We start from the raw sequence: 18,304 nt of genomic DNA, 5'->3' as shown, positions 1-18,304 counted from the left end.
CCAAGGTCTTCCTGTCCGCTATAGCTCTCGCCGCAACCGTCTTGTTCTGGCTGTAAATCAATGAGTCTGGAGCCTAGGATTATTGCGTGTCGTTCGGATGGTAGCATCGGATGATCTTCAGGTTCAGTGTCGCTCAATCATGCCAATTTTTGCAAATATCGTCCAGCCCAGTTCAGTCCAGATGATTACGTTGCAATGCCAGTATTACGAAGCCAAGCCATATTGCGAAAGGCCTGGCTATCGCTCTACAAAACGAGTGTAGGTCGAAATAAGTTTGGAAGGTGCCCCCGACTGCGGTCCATCAACCGTAAGCGAAATTATGATAAATTTGCGCGAGTCCCATCCACGCATTCCGATTTTTTTATCCAGGGACTTCTCCAGACGAGCTTTCCCCAATCTCGTGGACATCATCTTCCGCCAGGTCCATTGGCATCCGAACCCAATCTTAGTCCAAGCGGATTGCACCGGGAGGGCTCATCGAGGAACGCTCAGTTCGTTGTGGAGACTCTCGCTACAGCTGTTGTGACAATCCGCAATCAGTTATGCTCGGCAGTGATCATTTCTCTAAACTGAGACACGGTTTCTTGTGCAACACCAGCGGCTTCAAAGATAGCAGCGGCAAAGCTCACTGGTGCTGTTCCAGGAGCGGTAGCAACCCGGCCTGAGGAAACGGCCGCTTCACTTTGAACGTAGTTTGACACTCCATCATACCCAACTGCGTTCTTAATCAAAAAATCACCATCATTCGAATTATGGGGTACGGAATTCAGCAATCCCGATCGGGCCAGAGCCAGGGTTCCACCGCAAATTCCGCCGACAGCAACGCCGTTTTCGTACTGAGCCACAAGCAGATCTGAAATGTCCGGTGCGGCCTCAGAATCCCACACGGTTCCGCCAATGACTGCCACTACATCCGGTTGCCACGCGGTCAGTTCCTCCAGTCCTTTGGAGACAATGACGGTCAATCCCCCCATCGAGCTCAATTGTCCCGGAGTTGGGGAAAAATACGCGACGTCGAGCCCATAAAAGGAGCCGCCGATTCCGCCAATCATTGCGCATTCCCAGTCCGCGAAATTATCTGTGAGTATCAATGCGACTTTCGCCATTTTGGTTATACCTCTTGAGGATCCCACTCCAGAACATATAGGGAACATTCCGGATGTGCAATGTTACTGGGTAACGAAAGCCCGCCGTCTTTCGATGTGTTGGTCAGGGCAAACGTCAGGCATTTTGCCGATGAGTAGAAAGCACCTATTCTGGGAAAATGTGTAAAATCGAATTATTGGAGAAAAGTTATGCCGGTGCACCAGATTGTGACCATCGTGGGTTATATGACAGTCCCCGAAACCCACGCAGATGCATTTCGAAAAAACTGTGCCGATATGATTGAGCTGCGCAACCAAGAACCTGGCCACTTGGCGTCGGCCTACAGTTTCGGCGCCGACGGGACGGTGGTGTCCCGTGAAGATTATGACAGCGCAGATGCGGTAATCCGCCATATGGAACTGGGCAGCCATATTTTTGAAAGCACGCAAAGCCTGGTCAATATCACCGGGGTCGAATTACATGGTCCTGCGGCTGAAGTTGAAAAACTGCGCGACCTGTTCAGCGGACTGTCTCCCAGGTATTTTGAGACCGAATTTGGGTTCCGGAGGTAGCCGGGCTTGAAAACGGGATCTACGGCAAGTCGGTAAGGCAGAGCCCAGCCCAATGAAGGCGGTATCATCCTGCCAAAGGAAATCTGCAGAGGCTTGGCACAATCCAAAGGCGCAGCGTTTTGAATCCGCGGCTCAATATGTGGGTTGGTTAAACCCCAAGCCGCGCGGCTGTCTGCATTTAGGATGGACGACCAATTCAACATTGAAGCCGGAGACATTTCCAAGTTTGACAAAAGCCGCATGGCTGCGACAATCGAGACATCTGTTTGCGATAGGTGGAGACAGGTCGAATGAAGGGCAGACGACGCTTTCTGACTCGTGTGATCCCGACCACTTTCTGGGCGTCCATCACAATGCGAAGCTTTCCCCGAAATGCGGAGGCAAAGACCGTCGAAAACACAAGCTACAAAATACTCACAACTACCGAGGCGGAAACTCTGGCTATCTGGTGTGCGACCATCGTTTCCGGTGCTGAAAAGGCCGGAGTTGCACTATTTGTCGACCAAAACCTTGCAGGCGATCAGGCCGCGTCCCTGTTGCTCCTCAGATACCTGGATGCCAGCGACATGGCGGGATTTTACCACAAGGGTATCTTGGGCGTTGAAAAAGAATGCCTCCACCGCTTTGGCCTGCCCTTTGTGCAGGTGACCGACGATCAACGCGTAGAGATGATCCAAGCCGCCATAGCTTCAGACATGCAGGTCTGGACCGACCCGGATCCCAATTTCTTCTATTTCATTTCACGAAGCGATGCAGTGGATGTTGTTTATGGCACGCAGGAGGGGTTTGCGGATCTGAACATCCCCTATCTCGCGCATATTCTACCTCCCAAACCCTGGTAGCAATTCAGCGGTACGAGGAGTGACCAGAAACACTGAGGCCCAATGACGAAAATCTCACATGATAAGGTTGAAGTCGTCATCATCGGCTCTGGCATCGCCGGTAGTACAATGGCGGCTGAACTGGGTGAGGCAGGGTTTGATGTGCTGGTTCTTGAGGCCGGGCCGGAACGACAGCTTTCAGACATGGTCAGTTCGCAAATCTGGTCTCGGCGGCTCAGATGGGCGGGTCCGGAAGTTCGGGAAACCGGTGATCTTGTGGGGGCCGCGAATTTTGCCATGGGGTGGGGGACCGGTGGTGCGGGCTTGCATTGGTACGCAAACTGGTACCGTCTGCACCCCGACGACTTTCACGTCAGGTCTCTGTATGGGCGCAGTTTGGACTGGCCCATCGGATATGATGACCTGCGCCCATGGTATGACCACGCGCAGTCCTATTTCGGCGTGTCGGGGGATGGCGATCCCAATGCGCCGCCCGGCAAGCCGTATCCCATGCCCGCCATTTCCCTATCCAAACAGTCTCAGGCCATCAAACCCGGTTTTGATGCAGAGGGGCTGAGACTCACGCCAAACACTTTGGCGGTAAACTCCGTTCCCCATGACGGTCGGACGAGTTGCCTGCTTGACGGTTGGTGCGACGCAGGATGCCCGATCGGGGCTTTGGCCAACCCGCTGGTTCTGCAATGGCCGCGGGCGCGAGCGGCGGGCGTTGAGTTGCGCCACAATGCCTATGCCGCACGGATTGAAACTGACTCTTCGGGATCCAAGGCGACCGCCGTCGTTTATCTCGATGAGCAGGGCCGGGAAAACCTGCAACCTGCGGACATAGTCATCTCGGCCTGCCACACAATCTGGAATGCACGGCTGCTCTTGCTGTCAGTCAGTGACAAGCATCCCGATGGGCTGGGCAATGGCAGCAAGACACTGGGGCGCTATTTTACCTCTCACGCGCTCACAACCATCCACGGGCTGTTCACGCAGGAAACAGAGCCCCATTTGGGTGTTTCGGGTGCCAACACCCTTTGCCTTGATGGCTATGATGACAAACAACCGGCAAATGATGCTTTTGGCAGCCGCGCGTGGCTTGTCGGGCAGACTGCAAAACCCAACGACCTGTTGGGGACCGCTCTGGCCAGGCCGGAGGTGTTTGGCGAGGCTCTGGACGCGTATCTACATCAGGCCAGTTTGCATTACGGAAACATGTCAGTGCTGTGTGAGGAAGACAGCATGCCGGAAAACCGTATCACGCTTGATCCGTCAAAACACGATCGCTATGGGCTGCCGATGGCACATATGAGCAATTCACTGCCACAGGCAAATGCCGCCAGGTCTGAACTGGCTAAGGCGGAGGGTCTTCGCATCTTCAAGGCGGCGGGGACCAGCGATGCTTGGGCAGGCCCTCGAAACCCGATGCACATGATGGGTGGAACAATAATGGGAAATGATCCTGCAACGTCTGTGACAGATTCTTATGGGCAGCTCCACGACGTCGAAAACGTGTTCGTCGCAGGCGCTAGCCTGTTTCCCACGCCGGGCGCGATAAATCCGACGGCCACGCTGGCTGCGTTGGTGTTTCGCACAGCAGATTATATTCGCACCCATCGATCCGCTTTGTTACCCTAAAGCGCTGCGCGGCGGTTGTGCCCGCCCCATTTCATCAAATGCGTTCAGCAGGTCCTCGAACCAGCGGTGCAGAGCGCTGTCAGGCGGCCAGAATGCGGTCAGGCTGACAACCCGGGCCCACTGGAATGTTCCGAACAGGATATAGTCCGAATAATCTGGCGTTACCCCGCCCAGAAAAGAGGATTCGACGAGTGTTGCCTCAAGCGGGCTCAGAGCGAGCATAGTGGCGCGCCGGGCAGTTTCCGGATCGGCCCCAACCTCCTCGACGCTTTGGCCAAATTTGCGCAGGGTTCGTTCCTGATAATAGTCTTTGTCGCAATTCGCCGTCAGGGGAAACTGTTCTGCAATAACAGTGCGAAAGATCAGCGGGTGCAGCGTGTTATCCGCCCAATGATTGACGAACAGCGACTTTGCCTTGCCGGAAGGTCCAGCAAACAGAGGATGGGCCGGATAAGTGTCATCGAGATAGGATGCTATGTCCCAACTGTCCCGAATCCACTGCTCGCCATCTACCAAGACCGGGGCCATCACTCCGCCGGAACGCGCGATCCGTTGCTTTTCGGTTATGTGCCATGGCTCTGAGTCAAAGCTGAGTTGTTTATGCGCCAGTGCCATGCGGCTGCGCCAGCACTACGGGCTCAGATGGGCTTTTGGATTTTCACCAACAACTTCAAAGAGCCTACGTTTGTTTTCATGCGAAGTCATGTTGAACCACCATTCCGTATTGCAACATTCTAACACATTGCCAGGAACGTCCCGGGCCGATCCCGAGTAGCGTGCCGCATCAAGAATCTGACTCAAATACGTCTGATCCAAACAACTTGTTTTTTGTTTGCACCAATTGCCTCAAGTACTTCGTTGATGTCCAGATTGTATTCTCCAGCTAGATTTTCAACTTGAACCGCGTGGAAGCTCTCGAGATTGCGCACCGTTCGACCTTCTTCAAAAGCGATGAACTCGTGCGACCTACCACCCCAACGTACGATCCCACCGCAAAGCCGCTGACTTTCCATATTGACCAGTTCGGCCACCGGGTCGGCAAAGAAATCGCTCCACTTCAGAAAACCGGTGCTGACTGCCCTTGCAACCGCCTGTTCGATCGTCCGGCTTTTGAGCTTGGTGGTGATCGAAGCAGTCAGCGCATCGACCGTTCGGGAAGCGTGCCCCAATTGCCTGGCAATGACGGACGGTATCAAACCCGACGCGAGCATTTTCAACACATCCAACTCATCCCCAGACAGGGAATCCGAGGGAAAGTTGAATACGGTTTCAATGACATCTAGGGCAAGCAGGTGCAGAACCTGTGCCTCATGGCGTAGGGCAGGGAGCATTCTCGCGATCAGGGCGTCCCATTCTGGACGAGGCGCATTGGACGTGACGGTAAATACGCCGCGCTCCCCAAAGGGGTTGATCACTGGAATTGAAAGACCGTTGCGTCCAACCCCGAACCTTCTGGCTGCCTGAAAAAGTGCCGCATAGTCGGTCTGGTTGTCGAATGCTGACCAGTCTATCGGTGCTATCATGGTGGCGCCGAACCGAATGAGGGGATCGGCCAGAACCAGTTCGTTGTCGACGTAGTACCTGACCCATTCAGCTGGGAACGTGGTGCAGCCGTGGACAACGTTGTGATGCTTGTCGATATGGGCGTAGGACGCATTCTCCAGTCCGAACCTCGAACATATTTCCTGAAGGCGCGCCTCCCCAGTTTGCCTGAAGTCCAGTTCAGAATTGCCAATATCTGCAATTTTCATTGGTAATCTTCCTGTTCCGCGTTGCCGTCGAGGCCGCATAGCAACCTAAAGCTGAATAAACTACTCGGGAATTCCCGTAGCCAATCACAGATTTGAATACAGTTCTGTTCTTGAGGCGGAAACAGAGCGAAAACCTGCCGAAGAGGCATATCAAATTGAAAGGTTGGCGGGGCACAAACCGAGGTGTTTTGAAATGCTCTTACGACCCTAACGAATTCCGTGTTCCTCCTCCCGCGCTCGTCGCGCCAACAGCCCCATGAAACTGGAAATCAGGTTCAGTTCACCTCGTTCATCGGCCTTAACCATTCCGCGAAGATATCCGCCCGGATTAACCACGGGCGGCAGCCGCGGATCACTCAGCCTCGCATCTGCGATCACTCCCGATAGGAGCGCCCCCATGATGGTCAATCGTTCGATAGCTGCATGCCAGGCGGAGACATTGGTGCCGATCTCTGAAAGTCGGGACCAAACGCCGGTCTCAATTGCATAGAGGCTCGGATTGGAATTCTGAACTCCGCCACCGGCGATATCGATATGCATGCGCAGCTCGGGTGAGGCCAGTTCATATAGGATGTGGTTATTCACCCGCGGTAGTTTTTGGGCCTTGCGTGATGCCGTATCTGTCGGATGATTGCTTTCTAAGCAATGCGGAGGGCCGTCAGGCCCGGAGCCGGAACAATCTGGTTCCGAGGCTTTTGCCGAGGACATTGAACTCTCGCCATCGGCGTTACAGGACAGAATTGTTTCTTCAATTTGGTCTTGTATATGGGACCCGAAACAAGCTTCGGGTTCACCCGAAATTTCACCACGTTTAGTGACATGCCCTTCGATCCTTTTCCAAAGGTTGTGAGCTGCCTGAACATGTGCCCTGAGCTCATCCAACGACAGGTATTTCAGCTTGTCAGAACGCAGCCATGATCGAAATTCAACCATCATGCCCTCGACCTCTTCAGACGGGCAGGGGAGTGAATGAAGCACCGCCAGGCTGTGTTTCACATAACGGTAAAGCCGTGATCGATCCCCGCGCAACTCATCATGCTCTTTCTTCTCAGAATTGCTTTGCACGTCCGCGTCAAGCATCTCGGGAATAAGGTTCAGGGCTGGGGTCAGGAAGAGGCCAAGCCCCTTGCGCTTGCATCGCGCGCCATTTGCGCCAAGCCTGCGTTCGATCAGGCCAAGCTTCTCCAGCTCCCGTTCGTGATTGTGGATTGTCCGATCTGTCACGCCACGCCCGGCTATGAGCGTTTCCTGACGGGCGTAGCAAAAAGGTTCCTGAGACGGGTCGCGAAACGCGGATGGTGAGATCATGTCGATGATGATCTCTAATGTGCGAATACACTGGGCCGATGCGCCTCCGATCTGGGCGTAGCACACACAGAGCTGCCGAAACCTGTCACGGTTCCAGCCCTCGGGAAGACCGTCGTGGAAGCGCATTTTTTGGTGATTTCGGGCGGATGAGATTTGCCGGAAGCTCATGGTTTCGACCTCACCTGGCAAAGGTAAGAGTTGTTATCGCAGCTTCGCTGGGCGGAACACTCGGTATGGTTCATTGGTTTCATTGTGTGCTTCTCATTGAGGAAGCAAGGCGGGTCGAACCTCAGCAAAAGACAAAGAAAAACCGTTCGCACGGATGCGTTTATCCTTGTCAGATTTTCGGGAACTTCCTATAAATCAGGTGATCAAACGTGACTTAAGAAGATCCCCGCTGAGGCCCCGCCTTGCGGGGGTTTTTTGTTTTGGGATTGGGGTGTTCCTCCGGGCCAAACGGCCTGGTTCAAATATACGGCTGGCGATTTTGGTGGCATAGCCAGGAGCAACGCGTTGTGCCGCAGGTAAGCACGTCAGTATCGAATGAGTTCGTAATCGCTGAACCCGAATATGTCGGTCCACTCGACACCAACGCCGCGGAAGTAGCTGGGAGGCTCACAGCGATTGCCGAGGGGCAGCCAGACTGGGATTGGGGCAGGAGCGCGCTCGGACCAGTGAAAGCTCGCGTTGTCGTCATATGTGCCAACCACGAGATCAAGCGAGCGCTCACAATCGCCCTCTCGCGAACGACGGCGATAGCTGTAGTGGCGCACATCCCAAACTCTGATGGACCTGACAACGTCGAAATCGGGAGAAGAAAGATCGACGCTGATCGGAGTAACCTGCGACGACGTTGTGCTTTGCCCATAGACGGCTCGGGCAGCTTCCGAAGAAATTGAAACGTCCAATATCCTTGGCCCAGGAGCACTGTCAGATGGAAGCTCTGGAACAGGATTGGCACTGTTGCCTTTGATGGCTTCCAACCTTTCCATAGGACTCACGCCTGAGGAGTTTTCTGACGCGTTCATCGGACAACGCCAGAGTTGGAGCGGCGGTTCGACCGGGTAGGGTGTGATGCGCCGAATGAACTCCGCCTTGGCAGCGACGCAATCAGGCGAACCTGGCCAACCTCCGGCGAGGCAAAGGAATATGGCACAGTCAATTGGATAGGCACTAGCCTGCGTGGCCGGCAGTGCAGCGAGTGCAACTGCAAGGGCCTTTGCGCGAGTTCGATTTCCGGATTTTGAGTGTTTCAAGATGGTCTCTCCTGCTTGCGAATCGCCTAAGCAATATCCGGCCAATATATTTCTGACAATCCAATATCGTATATTGGCGTACTTTCTTATATTGACGTAGATTGTGTTTTAGTCCACAACTTTTGGATGTAGAAGACGGCCCATAGGGGGTCGTCATGGCGGACAACAAGAGACAATACACTGTGGTAACCATCGAGATGGTCCGGGGCCTGAAAGAAGATCAGGTTCCCTTTACATGCCGCTACGAATTTATCGGACTCGCTTCCCTTGGACGACCTAAGTACCACTGCATTTACAGCTCGCCGAACTATGTCGGAGCCTTGTGCAAGTCGAAGATTTCTCGAGCGGGCGCTGAGCCCAGAGAGTTCGATCTTTGGCCGGGGCTTTTTAAGCATCACCAGGAATTTGGCGACGGTCGCATTCTCTGCGTCAAATCAGATTACACGATCGAGTCGATTACCCCAGAGGGTCTCGAAGCAGCTCAGGCCCTGGACGCGAAATCCAAAACCTGATCGGTCACGTTCGAGAACCTGGCTCATCAAAATACTGGGGCAGGGCACATGAAACGGCTCTTGTTTCTCAGCGCTACACTCGCGTCCTTGTTCTTTGCTGCGGTCTGGATTGAACCATCAAAACAAACAAAGACTCTGAGCGCGTCCGAGGTGATTGCCATTGATGGTGACACGATCGACCACGGCGACGACCGCTACCGGCTCGTTGGCTTCGATACGCCTGAGACCTACCGGCCGCAATGCCGTGCGGAAAAGACTCTGGGATTGGAAGCGAAAGCAAGGCTGACAGAGCTCATCCAGACGGCGGACCAGATAGAGCTGGTCATCCAACCAGATCTGGACGTGCATGACCGCTTCCTAGCGGTTGGGCGTGTGGCTGGGCAGGACGTCGGGGCCATCCTGATTTCCGAAGGTCTCGCCCGACCATACCACGGCGGCAAACGCCAGTCCTGGTGCGGCTGAAGGAAAGGATCAAACAACGACTTGATGACCAAAAAACGAAACTAATGAGAAGTGAGCCGTCCTGTCGATTGCGCCAACAATCGACAGGACAAGAAACGCCCCAAATCCATCCGGGCATTCCTCCAACATCAAGAGAGAACTGTACTATGGTAAAAACAGTAACCCTAGATGCCGATCCTAGATTGGACAGCGCCGCGCCAGAGTCAATGGGTGCGGACCCAGACAACGTGCCTGAGCTTTCGGCCGCACAGCACTGACCGGCCACAGCGCAGAGCAGGACATCCCCGACACTTTGGTCAGACCTTCAGGCTGATTGATTCAAGCTGAACGCTGGCTGTCTACGAAGCCCGCGAAGGGCTCAGTGCTGTGTCCCGGCATCGAATTTCCTGCTGCTCAGATGATCTGACTCCGAGCCTCATAATAGTAATTATGTAAACTTTACTGACCTATTTAGAAGAACGGAAAGGTGATCTCCTTGGCCTTCGAAACTTGGCTGAACTGCTTAGCAACGAGTGGTGTTCTCCGCGGGGAACTCTCTTCGATGCATGTGGTGCTACACCGAAGAGAGAACGTGGTGAGCTCCAGATGGGGCTGTATCCACCACCTATCCGACTCCGCCCTTGAAAGCGAAGCGGCAACGATAAATCTACCCAAGCCAATCCGTTCAAAACAACGCGAAATCAAATTCGATCACGGATTTGTTAACCAACTCCTTAGGACGCTTTTCAGTCGCTCCACCTCGGTTTTCTTGCTGTGGTTTGCGGCGACAAACCCCGCTCTTGCCCAGGTTATCGAGTACGAACCCGATGGCAGCGTGTTCCTGAACGGTGCGCGGGCAGAAATCGTTGATGGCGTGGTTAAGCCAATCCAGATGCGGGAATACGAGTTGGACGAACAGACACAACCGCCCAAAGCGAAGCGGACAGCAAAGATCGAGATTGCGGGAAAAGCACCGCGGCCTCGCAAAGCCTCTGGTGGCTGGTCGCAGGAACGGATCGTCAAAGAAATCCATGCAGCGGCAGAACGGCATGACGTTCCGACCGAGTTGTTCATGGCACTGGTCTGGCAGGAAAGCCGGTATCGGGCTGATGCCCTGTCGCCCAAGGGTGCCATCGGTTTCGCGCAGCTCATGCCGGGAACGGCAAAAGACCTGGGCGTGAACCCAAAGAACCCTGCTGAAAATCTCGACGGTGGCGCTCGCTATTTGGCAGCGCAGTACCGTGAGTTTGGAGACTGGAAACTGGCGCTCGCCGCCTACAACGCCGGTCCCCATCGCGTCGTCCAGTATGGCGGCATCCCCCCCTTCACCGAAACCCGCGACTACGTGCGGATCATCCTGAGCAAAGTGAGTACAGAACTATGAAAAGACCCCCCATGAAGCGGCACCACTTCATCCAACAAGTGGCATTCTTTGCGCTGACAATGACCATCGTTAGCGCAGCACCTGCCTCCGCTGGCTGGCTGCAGGATGCCATTGGCGATTTCATCAACGAGACACTGGCCGACTCGAAGGTCGTTGGCGTCAGCCTTGCCGCTGTTGGCTTCATTTGGGGCTGTCTCGCCTACGTGTTCGGCTGGGGTTCGTTGAAAGGCCCGGTGATCGCAATCGTTGTCGGTGCTGTTATCGGCCTTGCTGATACGTTCATCGGAGCCTGATTGATGGCTCGCCGCAATACGGTCTTTCGCGGCCTGAGCCGCCCCGCAGAATGGGGCGGCCTGCCCGTGATCTATCTCTTGGTGATCGCGGGGATGACCATGCTTTCGTTCTTCATGTTCGGGATAGCGCCAGCAATCATTGCGGGCTTTGTTTTCTATACCGGGCTGCGCCTCTTTTACGAATGGGAACCGGCATTCTTCCGCATCCTGTCCGTGACGCTCTCCAAGACACCACGCACCAAAAACCGTCAGCACCACGGGGGAGATTTCTATAGTGCCTAAGCCTGCTTCAAAGGATCTGTTTACCCTTGCTCGCTCGTTGCTTGAGCCGAGCTGGCGTAAGGATGAAATGCACCTCTTTCAGATGTTGCCATATGGCTATGTCGTGGACGATGAGGTCATTTCTACACGCAACGGCGGACTGATCGCCGCTGCCGAAATTACCGGAATCAACGCAAACACTCTGGACGAAAACGAATTCGAGTTTTTGGCCGAGCGTTTTGAACGTGTATTGCGGACCACTCCAAATGAGGTCGCATTCTACGTTCATCGAGTGACCGTGCCCGCTGAGACAGGGCATGTCATCACGGACGCAACCGGCTTTGCTGGTGCCGTGGCAGAAGCCATGCGGTCAGCCTCGCTCGATGCAAAACTGAAAGAGCGCAAAATCATCATCAGCGCCATTCTGCAGAAGCGCCAGGATGAACGCGCCAGGCAAATATTCGGCATGGCGTCAGGAACGATCGACGAGGAACGCCGCGAAATGATGGAACAGCTCGACGGTGTGTTCACCACACTGGCGGGCACGCTGGGTGAGGCCCGCGTTAGCCGGCTGAAGCTCAGCGATGGGCGTTGGCTGGGTTACTATGGAATGCTGCTGAACGGGCGCTATCAGCCCATCGTTCATACAAACATTGCAGAACCGATTGCCTTCAATATGCCGCAAGAGGACGTGCTGTTTCAGGGCAAGACAGCCAAACTTGTGTCTGGCGATGATCAAGAGCGCTCTATTCACGTCTATTCCCTGAAGAACTATCCGATGGCGTCATTCCCCGGCATTTTCGACGGGCTGGACCTGCCGGTTGATGTCGTGATTTCGCAATCGTTCCTGCCGATCAGTCGTTCGCAGGCGCAAGAAATGGAACGCCGCAGATCGGGTCAGATGCGCTCGGCTGGTGACAAAGCGAAGTCGCTGGAAGAGGACTTGTCCATCCTGGCTGATGGGATTGCATCGGGCACGATGTCTCTGGGCAAGCATCACCTTTCGATCTGCGTGTTCGGGACGGAGGAAGATCTGAAAACAGCCGAAAAGCATATCATCGGTGAAATTCAGATTTCAGGCGGCACGGTCAAACGCGAAGCGATGTCAGCGCGGGCGGTGTATTTCGCGCAGCACCCCGGCAATTTTGCGTTCCGTGCCCGTGAAGAACTGATCACAGATCAGAACTTTGCAGACATGGTTGCGTTTCACATGCGGCCAAAGGGTCTGCCTGAGAACAAGCTGCCTTGGCCTGGGCCTCTGGCGACGTTCCCGACAACGCATGGCGACAGCTACGATGTTTCGCTGCACTTGCCCAAGACAAGCTCGGATGCGGAAAACCTACCATCCGGCCATACCATCGTTCTCGGCCCAAACGGCTCCGGTAAGACCGTGATTGCAATGCTGCTGGCGACGATGGCGGTTGCGCAGGGCGCGCGTATCATCGCGTTTGACAAAGACCGGGCGATGGAAGCCCCCATGCGGGCACTTGGGGCGCAATACACTCGCGTTCGGGTTGGCGAACCCACCGGCATGAACCCTTTCCAAACGGAAACGGATGAGGCTGGGCAAAGCTGGCTGGCAAATTGGGTCACAGCCTTGATGAGCTATGACGAAAAGCTGACCGCCGAACAGAAAGATGAGATCACGCAGGCGTGCCAAGCCAACGCCACCCTGCCCCCACAGCTTCAGAACTTCGATTCACTGGTGGATCGGTTCAGAGCCTTTGACGACAACAAGAACCTGTTCAAGCGGGCTAGCGAATGGGCAGGTGACGGGCGGTTGTCGTGGATGTTTGGCGAAGGTGGCAAAGATCCGTTTGCCTCTGGCGACCGGCATCTTGTGTTCGACATTTCCGAGGTTCTGGATGACGAGTTGGTCCGGTTGGCGTGGATAAGCTACGTCATGCGCCAGATCGAGCGCCGGTGTGCCTCTAAGGTACCGACTGTCTTTGTCATTGATGAAGCCTGGGTGATCGCTGGCAATCCTTACGGCGCGGAAATCCTCAAGAACGCTTACACCACGTATCGGAAGCTGAACGTCATGATGATGATGACGCAGATCCCCGATCACCTCCTGTCATCAGCGGCCAGTAAGTCGATCCTGGAAAACACCAGCACGCAGCTCTTGTTCCCATCCCGATCCGGCAATGAAGCGGACTACCGGGCAATCGGTTTGAACGATGCAGAGCTGGGCGCATTGCGAGCGCACTTTGGCGACCGCGTGATGCTTATGAAAAAGGGTGATGAGAGTGTCTGGCTCGATGTCGATGTCGGCGCACTCGGCCCCTTGCTTCGTGTTCTGAGCGGATCAGACGGCAAGTCTTTCCCTGATCCTGAATGGCGTCAAAACCCCAACTTCTGGAAGGAAATCACATGAAATCTCGTCTTGTAATCGCCCTCGTTGTTCTGGCCGCCGTCGCCGCCTGCACCAACACCTATTCGGGATATCGCAGCAAATGCGCCTGCGACTTCGAGCGCATGAACCCCACTGATTTGGAGCTTGTCTGATGAACACCCTGAAGAAATTCCGCACCACTGTGGCTGTCGCCGTTTGGGCCGCCCTGCCCGTCGCGGCGTTGGCCCAGGGTGTGCCGGTCGTGGATGCTACAGCCATTACACAGGACGCTGCCAACTCCGCTCGGGAAGTTGCTGAAATGGTTCGCCAGTACGAGCAATTGTTGCAACAGTATGAAAAGCTGGAACAACAGCGCGCCATGCTGGAAAACTCTTTCAAGGCCATTTCCGGCCTGACCGATTTGGACGAGTTCAACAGCCGCAGTTTTTTGAAGCTGGCTTCAGCGGCGGACACGCTCGGATACGCTTTGAACGCGACCGAAGACACGATCGGCGATCTTCCGGGCGTGGCAGGGTTGGCGATGGAACGCCGGTCAATCAGCCTGGGGCTGAACAATGGCATTCTGAAAGAGTTCAGCACGTCAGATGTTCCGGCCCGGCGTATTCTCTCAGAGCGTGGTGGCGCTGGCCTGATGGCATCTGCCCTGGGCGAACAGGGCTATGACATAGCGGGCAAACTCTCTGAGGATGCCGAAAAGCTGCGCGGTGAAATCGGTCAGCAAGAAGATCTGAAGGATGCAATCGACTACAACACGGCGGTTCTTCTGAAACTCCTCCAAGTTGAAATTGAAATCTTGCGCGCAACCTCTGCTAATGCTCTGGCGTCGGGCACGGATCTGGCTGCGACCGCTGCCGATCTTTCGACACTCAGCAACTATGTACGAGGAACCTCACAATGAAACTCCGCTCAACTCTTATCCTGACCATTGCAGCCGCCGCCGTTATGTCGGGGGCTGCATCGGCTCAGGTGAAGCTGCGCCCATCACCCAAGGTCGATATGCCGTTCGGTGAATATCGTAAGTGCCTTGGGTATTCGGGGGCGCGTGAGTACGGTCGTCAATTCGTCAAAGGCGATCAGGCGCGCATGGCCGAGGCGGGCCAACCGGCAGACAAGCAATCGCTCGTGACCAACTGGTCGGTGGTGATCCTGAACGAACAGGTCATTGCGGCGCACGAGGCCACAATCGAGCAATGCAAACTGCGCAAAGATGGCGAAACCTTCAGCACAGAATGCCCTCTAGGAAATCTGAGCCGTGATGATGCAGCCAAGAAAGTCGGGGCAGACCAGGACGAGTTCTGGAACCAGCCATCTGACAATCTGGCAGCAATCAAAAAAGAGCAACGAGCTCGGCTGGAAGCTCTGCGCCCTGCAATTGAGGAGGCTTGTGGTCCGTGATCCAAGATTTCGTCAGCTCGATTGAAGCTGCCCTTAATAACTTTTCGCAGCAAGCGTACAACAGCCTAGCGGCGGATCTTGCATCCGCCCTATGGGCAATTGCCGCCCTGATCTTCGTGGCAATGCTGATCAACGGCGTACTTCAGATCAGAGAAATTGGCCTCGGTGGCTATGTCGGCTGGATCATTCGGGCGACGATCATCATTGGTATGGCTTCAAGCTGGAGTTTCTTTCAGCCCATTTATCAGGGTATTTCGAGCCTCCCAGACACCATTGCCGGAGAATTGACCGGCACAACAAATGTCTGGGAAGCACTCGATGACATTGCGCTTCAGTGTTTCTTGATGGGCCAGCAGGCCATTGAAAACGCGACCTGGGGCTTGAGCATCACCGGGGCTATTCTCTGGGTTGTTGGTGCTGTCATCGTTGCCTTTGGCACCGGCATGGCGCTGATCGCAAAAGGCGGTCTGGCGGTGTTGCTGGGTCTAGCGCCAGTTTTCATCGCAACGCTGCTCAGCTCGGCAACAGCCAATATCTTCGCGGCCTGGGCGAAAACGACTGTTGGCCTGATCATGGTCATCGTCGTTCTGACAGGCATCGTTTCTCTTATTCAGGCCCTTTTCAGCTCCGAACTGAACGCTGTTGAGGATGTGAATAACATGGAGGCCAGTGGCCGCTTTTTGGCGATCTGCATTGTGTCAATCGTGATGCTCACGCAGGTCCCGTCGCTCGCTGGGGGAATGTCGGGTGCAATCGTGTCGGCGTCCTCGGGTTTTGCCGTGGCAACTGGTGCTGTCGCTGCCGCAAGAAGTGCATTGGGCACTGCCAGCGATGGCGCGCGTGGTGCTGTGGCCGGTGGGAAAACCGCCGCCGCGATGGCCTCCGCAGCCCGAGACGGCACCGGCGTCCGAGACAGCGCGTCTCGTGCGATGCAAGCGCGCCGGGACATTGCGCACAGATCTCGCAACCAGGATGGCGCGGCTCGCCAAAGCTACGCCGCTGATCGCTATCGGCAGAGCATACAAGCTGCTCGCGCAAACCCTAAGAAATCTTCGTAAACTGAGGTACAGAGCAAATGTCACATGTGACAGATCACGAGAAAGAACTTTTTCTGGGCGCTCGGCGCGATGCCTTCAAATGGCAGGTGTTCGGAGCAGTTGGTATGGCAATGGGCGTTGCGTCCATTATTGGCTGGGCATTGATCTTGCCGCTGAAGGAAATCCGCGCGGTTCCCTTCTCAATCGACCCGGATTCAAAGCTGCCGGTTCTGCTGACAGAGAAAGTCCAGGAACTGGAACCGTCTGAGGCGATGGCGTTCCGCGAAGTCGCCAACTATGTGCAGGATCGGGAAACCTATGACGTTCAGGACAACAACGAGCGCCTGAAATCGGTTCTACGCCGCTCTGACGAGCTGGCGGAAACGTCCTATCGCGACCTTTGGGACGGTTCGAACGATAGCCATCCCGACGAAATCTATACGCCCAAGACAAAGGTGCAGACCGAAATTCTCGGAGTGTCACCCGTCAATGACGAGACGGTGCAGGTCGAGATCCGCAAGTCCCTGATCGTGCCGAACCAAGCAACGGCCTCAGCCCGGTATGTGGTCACAGTGACCTACGGGTTTGAGGAAAAAATCGTGACGTCGATGGATGAGCTTCTGGAAAATCCATTCGGCTTCACAGTCACCAACTATCGCGTAGACGCAATGGGAGACATCTGATGCAGCGTACCCTTAAGACACTCACAACCGCCACCGCCGCTGTCCTGGCTCTCTCGATGCCCGTTCTGGCGGAAATCACGCCGACGCCGGACGGGAAGAACGCGGATCATCGCATAACGCATTTCCACTATGTCGAGAACCAAGTGTACCGCATCCCCGTGGGTGAACGCCTGATCACGTATGTTCATTTTCCGCAGGGTGAAACCGTGCGCAGCATCGGCGCGGGCGACACGGAAAGCTTTCAGATCACCCGCCTGCAGGAAGGCCGCGTGATCGCGTTCAAACCGGAAATCCTCAACTCGGATTCCAACCTTACGGTTTTGACCAATCGCGGCTCGTACAACTTCTATCTGGTTCCTGCTGAAACTACCGCTGAACGCAAAAACGTGCCATTCCGAGTTACGTTCTACTCAAACAATAAGGGTGGAACCACAACGACCCGTGGCAAGGTAGCGCGAGGCGAACCCAAGCCAACCGGGCGGTTCGTGAACCAAAACTATTCACGGTCGAGCAAAGCAGATTTTGCACCTACTGCCGTTTGGGATGACGGTGTTCACACATATATGCAGATCCCGCAGGACGAGGAACTGCCGGGTATTTTCCGTGTATTGCCTGACGGTCGGGAGCTGATGGTAAACACCACAGTGAAAGAGCGCGGCATTATCCAGGTGCAGGGTCTTTCCGATCTTTGGACGCTGCGCATCGAGGATGACTCGATCTGTGTTCGCAACGATGGCGACAATTACCAACAGGCAAGCGCTCGCGGCCAGACTGGCAGACCCATCACCTCGCAAACAGTCAAACCGGGGGGCAGCAAGTAATGAACCGCGAGCAGACAATTGCGGCCCGGGCGGCGGCTGAACAAACGCCTCAACGAATGAGGAAGAGTTTCGAGACCAGGAAACTCATTGCAGTTGCTGTCGCTAGCGCGGTGTTCGTGGGCTTCGTGCTATTTGTCTTGGGGGATGACAGCAAGACCAGCCGCGCAGGCGTACGCGTCGATGCTCTGCGACCAAGCGGCGGTGACTACTATGGGCTTTTGACAGCGCGTGGACCCGAGGTAGATGAGAAGGAGGCTGCACCGGGGGGCATTAAGGTCACAACTGTGGATACAGCTGTCCCGGTGCAGCCCGTTTCCGAAGGACTGAAACAAGCTCTCGCTTCCGTTGAAAACCTTAGTAAGCGCCTTGCTTCAATGCAAGACGAGCTGACCGAGGCAAAGGTGTCTTTGTCTGAAAAAGACAGTGAAATCGCTTCGCTCAATCTGACCAACGAGCGTTTGGAGGTCAGATATGATGAGCGCGAGAAGACGTTTCAGACAGAGCTGGCCCAAGCTGTTGCTGACGCCGAGGCGCGGGCTCTCGCCAGCATGAGCCATCTGCAAACCCAAGGTCTGACTGAGGACGAACGGCGCAGGCTCGAAGAACTCAAGCGGATGCGCGAGCGCCAGAACCAGTCGGACGGCATTGTGTTCGATGAAAACCCATATGGCAGAAACTAATGGAGC

Annotated in this window: 21 protein-coding genes and 1 pseudogene; 16 read left to right on the top strand and 6 right to left on the bottom strand. The window is 55.1% G+C overall.

The genetic code is table 11. The features are described from left to right. Nucleotides 1-536: 536 nt before the first annotated feature. Entirely contained in the window at nucleotides 537-1,106 is a 570-nt protein-coding gene (locus tag Q0816_RS24460) for a DJ-1/PfpI family protein (protein ID WP_298855592.1), read from the bottom strand. 189 nt (nucleotides 1,107-1,295) lie between these two features. Between Q0816_RS24460 and Q0816_RS24455 the strand changes: the two genes are divergently transcribed. From Q0816_RS24455 to Q0816_RS24445, 3 genes are all read left to right on the top strand, one after another. Further along, nucleotides 1,296-1,658 carry an antibiotic biosynthesis monooxygenase gene (locus Q0816_RS24455; protein ID WP_298855590.1) on the top strand — a complete coding sequence of 121 codons (363 nt, stop codon included), beginning with the start codon at nucleotides 1,296-1,298 and terminating at the stop codon, nucleotides 1,656-1,658. Nucleotides 1,659-1,948: 290 nt separating this feature from the next. Beyond that, the gene (locus Q0816_RS24450) at nucleotides 1,949-2,500 is read left to right on the top strand and encodes a gluconate 2-dehydrogenase subunit 3 family protein (RefSeq protein WP_298855588.1); all 552 of its coding nucleotides are present in this window, start codon (nucleotides 1,949-1,951) and stop codon (nucleotides 2,498-2,500) included. A 42-nt stretch (nucleotides 2,501-2,542) separates the two neighbouring features. Beyond that, entirely contained in the window at nucleotides 2,543-4,120 is a 1,578-nt protein-coding gene (locus Q0816_RS24445) for a GMC family oxidoreductase (protein WP_298855586.1), read from the top strand. Here the strand turns inward: Q0816_RS24445 and Q0816_RS24440 are convergent. From Q0816_RS24440 to Q0816_RS24420, 5 genes and pseudogenes are all read right to left on the bottom strand, one after another. Further along, a complete protein-coding gene (locus Q0816_RS24440; RefSeq protein WP_298855596.1) occupies nucleotides 4,112-4,342 on the bottom strand; it encodes a glutathione S-transferase C-terminal domain-containing protein in 231 nt (76 codons plus the stop codon). The two genes, Q0816_RS24445 and Q0816_RS24440, sit on opposite strands and share 9 nt — an antisense overlap. A 234-nt stretch (nucleotides 4,343-4,576) precedes the next feature. Then, nucleotides 4,577-4,738, bottom strand: a pseudogene (locus Q0816_RS24435) (glutathione S-transferase N-terminal domain-containing protein); the annotation flags it as partial. A 179-nt stretch (nucleotides 4,739-4,917) separates the two neighbouring features. Next, nucleotides 4,918-5,871 (bottom strand): autoinducer binding domain-containing protein, encoded by a 954-nt coding sequence (locus Q0816_RS24430; protein WP_298855585.1) that lies wholly within the window; start codon nucleotides 5,869-5,871, stop codon nucleotides 4,918-4,920. 207 nt (nucleotides 5,872-6,078) lie between these two features. After that, a complete protein-coding gene (locus tag Q0816_RS24425) occupies nucleotides 6,079-7,347 on the bottom strand; it encodes a helix-turn-helix domain-containing protein (protein ID WP_298855583.1) in 1,269 nt (422 codons plus the stop codon). A gap of 365 nt (nucleotides 7,348-7,712) precedes the next feature. Further along, nucleotides 7,713-8,171, bottom strand: coding sequence for a hypothetical protein (locus Q0816_RS24420; RefSeq protein WP_298855581.1), 459 nt, complete (start codon nucleotides 8,169-8,171; stop codon nucleotides 7,713-7,715). Between the two features lie 419 nt (nucleotides 8,172-8,590). On the opposite strand from Q0816_RS24420, the gene Q0816_RS24415 reads away from it, so the two are divergent. From Q0816_RS24415 to Q0816_RS24355, 13 genes are all read left to right on the top strand, one after another. Further along, nucleotides 8,591-8,947, top strand: a complete 357-nt coding sequence (locus tag Q0816_RS24415; protein ID WP_142638830.1) for a hypothetical protein — start codon at nucleotides 8,591-8,593, stop codon at nucleotides 8,945-8,947. A gap of 48 nt (nucleotides 8,948-8,995) precedes the next feature. After that, entirely contained in the window at nucleotides 8,996-9,409 is a 414-nt protein-coding gene (locus tag Q0816_RS24410; protein WP_142638828.1) for a thermonuclease family protein, read from the top strand. Nucleotides 9,410-9,983: 574 nt separating this feature from the next. Then, entirely contained in the window at nucleotides 9,984-10,772 is a 789-nt protein-coding gene (locus tag Q0816_RS24405; protein WP_298855577.1) for a lytic transglycosylase domain-containing protein, read from the top strand. Further along, on the top strand, nucleotides 10,769-11,065 hold the full coding sequence (locus tag Q0816_RS24400; RefSeq protein WP_271951197.1) for a hypothetical protein: 297 nt from the start codon (nucleotides 10,769-10,771) through the stop codon (nucleotides 11,063-11,065). The genes Q0816_RS24405 and Q0816_RS24400 overlap by 4 nt, the downstream gene beginning before the upstream one ends. A 3-nt stretch (nucleotides 11,066-11,068) precedes the next feature. Continuing rightward, the gene (locus Q0816_RS24395; RefSeq protein ID WP_142638824.1) at nucleotides 11,069-11,347 is read left to right on the top strand and encodes a VirB3 family type IV secretion system protein; all 279 of its coding nucleotides are present in this window, start codon (nucleotides 11,069-11,071) and stop codon (nucleotides 11,345-11,347) included. Next, on the top strand, nucleotides 11,340-13,703 hold the full coding sequence (locus Q0816_RS24390) for a hypothetical protein (protein WP_298855566.1): 2,364 nt from the start codon (nucleotides 11,340-11,342) through the stop codon (nucleotides 13,701-13,703). The genes Q0816_RS24395 and Q0816_RS24390 overlap by 8 nt, the downstream gene beginning before the upstream one ends. Next, nucleotides 13,700-13,834 (top strand): hypothetical protein, encoded by a 135-nt coding sequence (locus Q0816_RS24385; RefSeq protein WP_298855564.1) that lies wholly within the window; start codon nucleotides 13,700-13,702, stop codon nucleotides 13,832-13,834. Before Q0816_RS24390 ends, Q0816_RS24385 begins: the two co-directional genes overlap by 4 nt. Beyond that, nucleotides 13,834-14,580, top strand: coding sequence for a type IV secretion system protein (locus Q0816_RS24380; RefSeq protein ID WP_298855562.1), 747 nt, complete (start codon nucleotides 13,834-13,836; stop codon nucleotides 14,578-14,580). The genes Q0816_RS24385 and Q0816_RS24380 overlap by 1 nt, the downstream gene beginning before the upstream one ends. Further along, nucleotides 14,577-15,077, top strand: coding sequence for a hypothetical protein (locus Q0816_RS24375; protein WP_298855560.1), 501 nt, complete (start codon nucleotides 14,577-14,579; stop codon nucleotides 15,075-15,077). The genes Q0816_RS24380 and Q0816_RS24375 overlap by 4 nt, the downstream gene beginning before the upstream one ends. Further along, on the top strand, nucleotides 15,074-16,135 hold the full coding sequence (locus tag Q0816_RS24370) for a type IV secretion system protein (protein ID WP_298855558.1): 1,062 nt from the start codon (nucleotides 15,074-15,076) through the stop codon (nucleotides 16,133-16,135). Before Q0816_RS24375 ends, Q0816_RS24370 begins: the two co-directional genes overlap by 4 nt. Before the next feature lie 17 nt (nucleotides 16,136-16,152). Then, nucleotides 16,153-16,797: a virB8 family protein gene (locus Q0816_RS24365; RefSeq protein ID WP_298855556.1), complete on the top strand. Its 645-nt coding sequence runs from the start codon at nucleotides 16,153-16,155 to the stop codon at nucleotides 16,795-16,797. Beyond that, entirely contained in the window at nucleotides 16,797-17,618 is an 822-nt protein-coding gene (locus Q0816_RS24360) for a TrbG/VirB9 family P-type conjugative transfer protein (RefSeq protein ID WP_298855554.1), read from the top strand. Before Q0816_RS24365 ends, Q0816_RS24360 begins: the two co-directional genes overlap by 1 nt. Then, nucleotides 17,618-18,298 carry a hypothetical protein gene (locus Q0816_RS24355; protein ID WP_298855552.1) on the top strand — a complete coding sequence of 227 codons (681 nt, stop codon included), beginning with the start codon at nucleotides 17,618-17,620 and terminating at the stop codon, nucleotides 18,296-18,298. Before Q0816_RS24360 ends, Q0816_RS24355 begins: the two co-directional genes overlap by 1 nt. The last annotated feature ends 6 nt before the right edge of the window (nucleotides 18,299-18,304 follow it).

The organism is uncultured Ruegeria sp. (assembly GCF_947497005.1).
In the GTDB taxonomy this organism is placed as follows: domain Bacteria; phylum Pseudomonadota; class Alphaproteobacteria; order Rhodobacterales; family Rhodobacteraceae; genus Ruegeria.
Note: the sequence above shows the minus strand (reverse complement) of the source record. Positions and strands in the feature narration are given on the sequence as shown.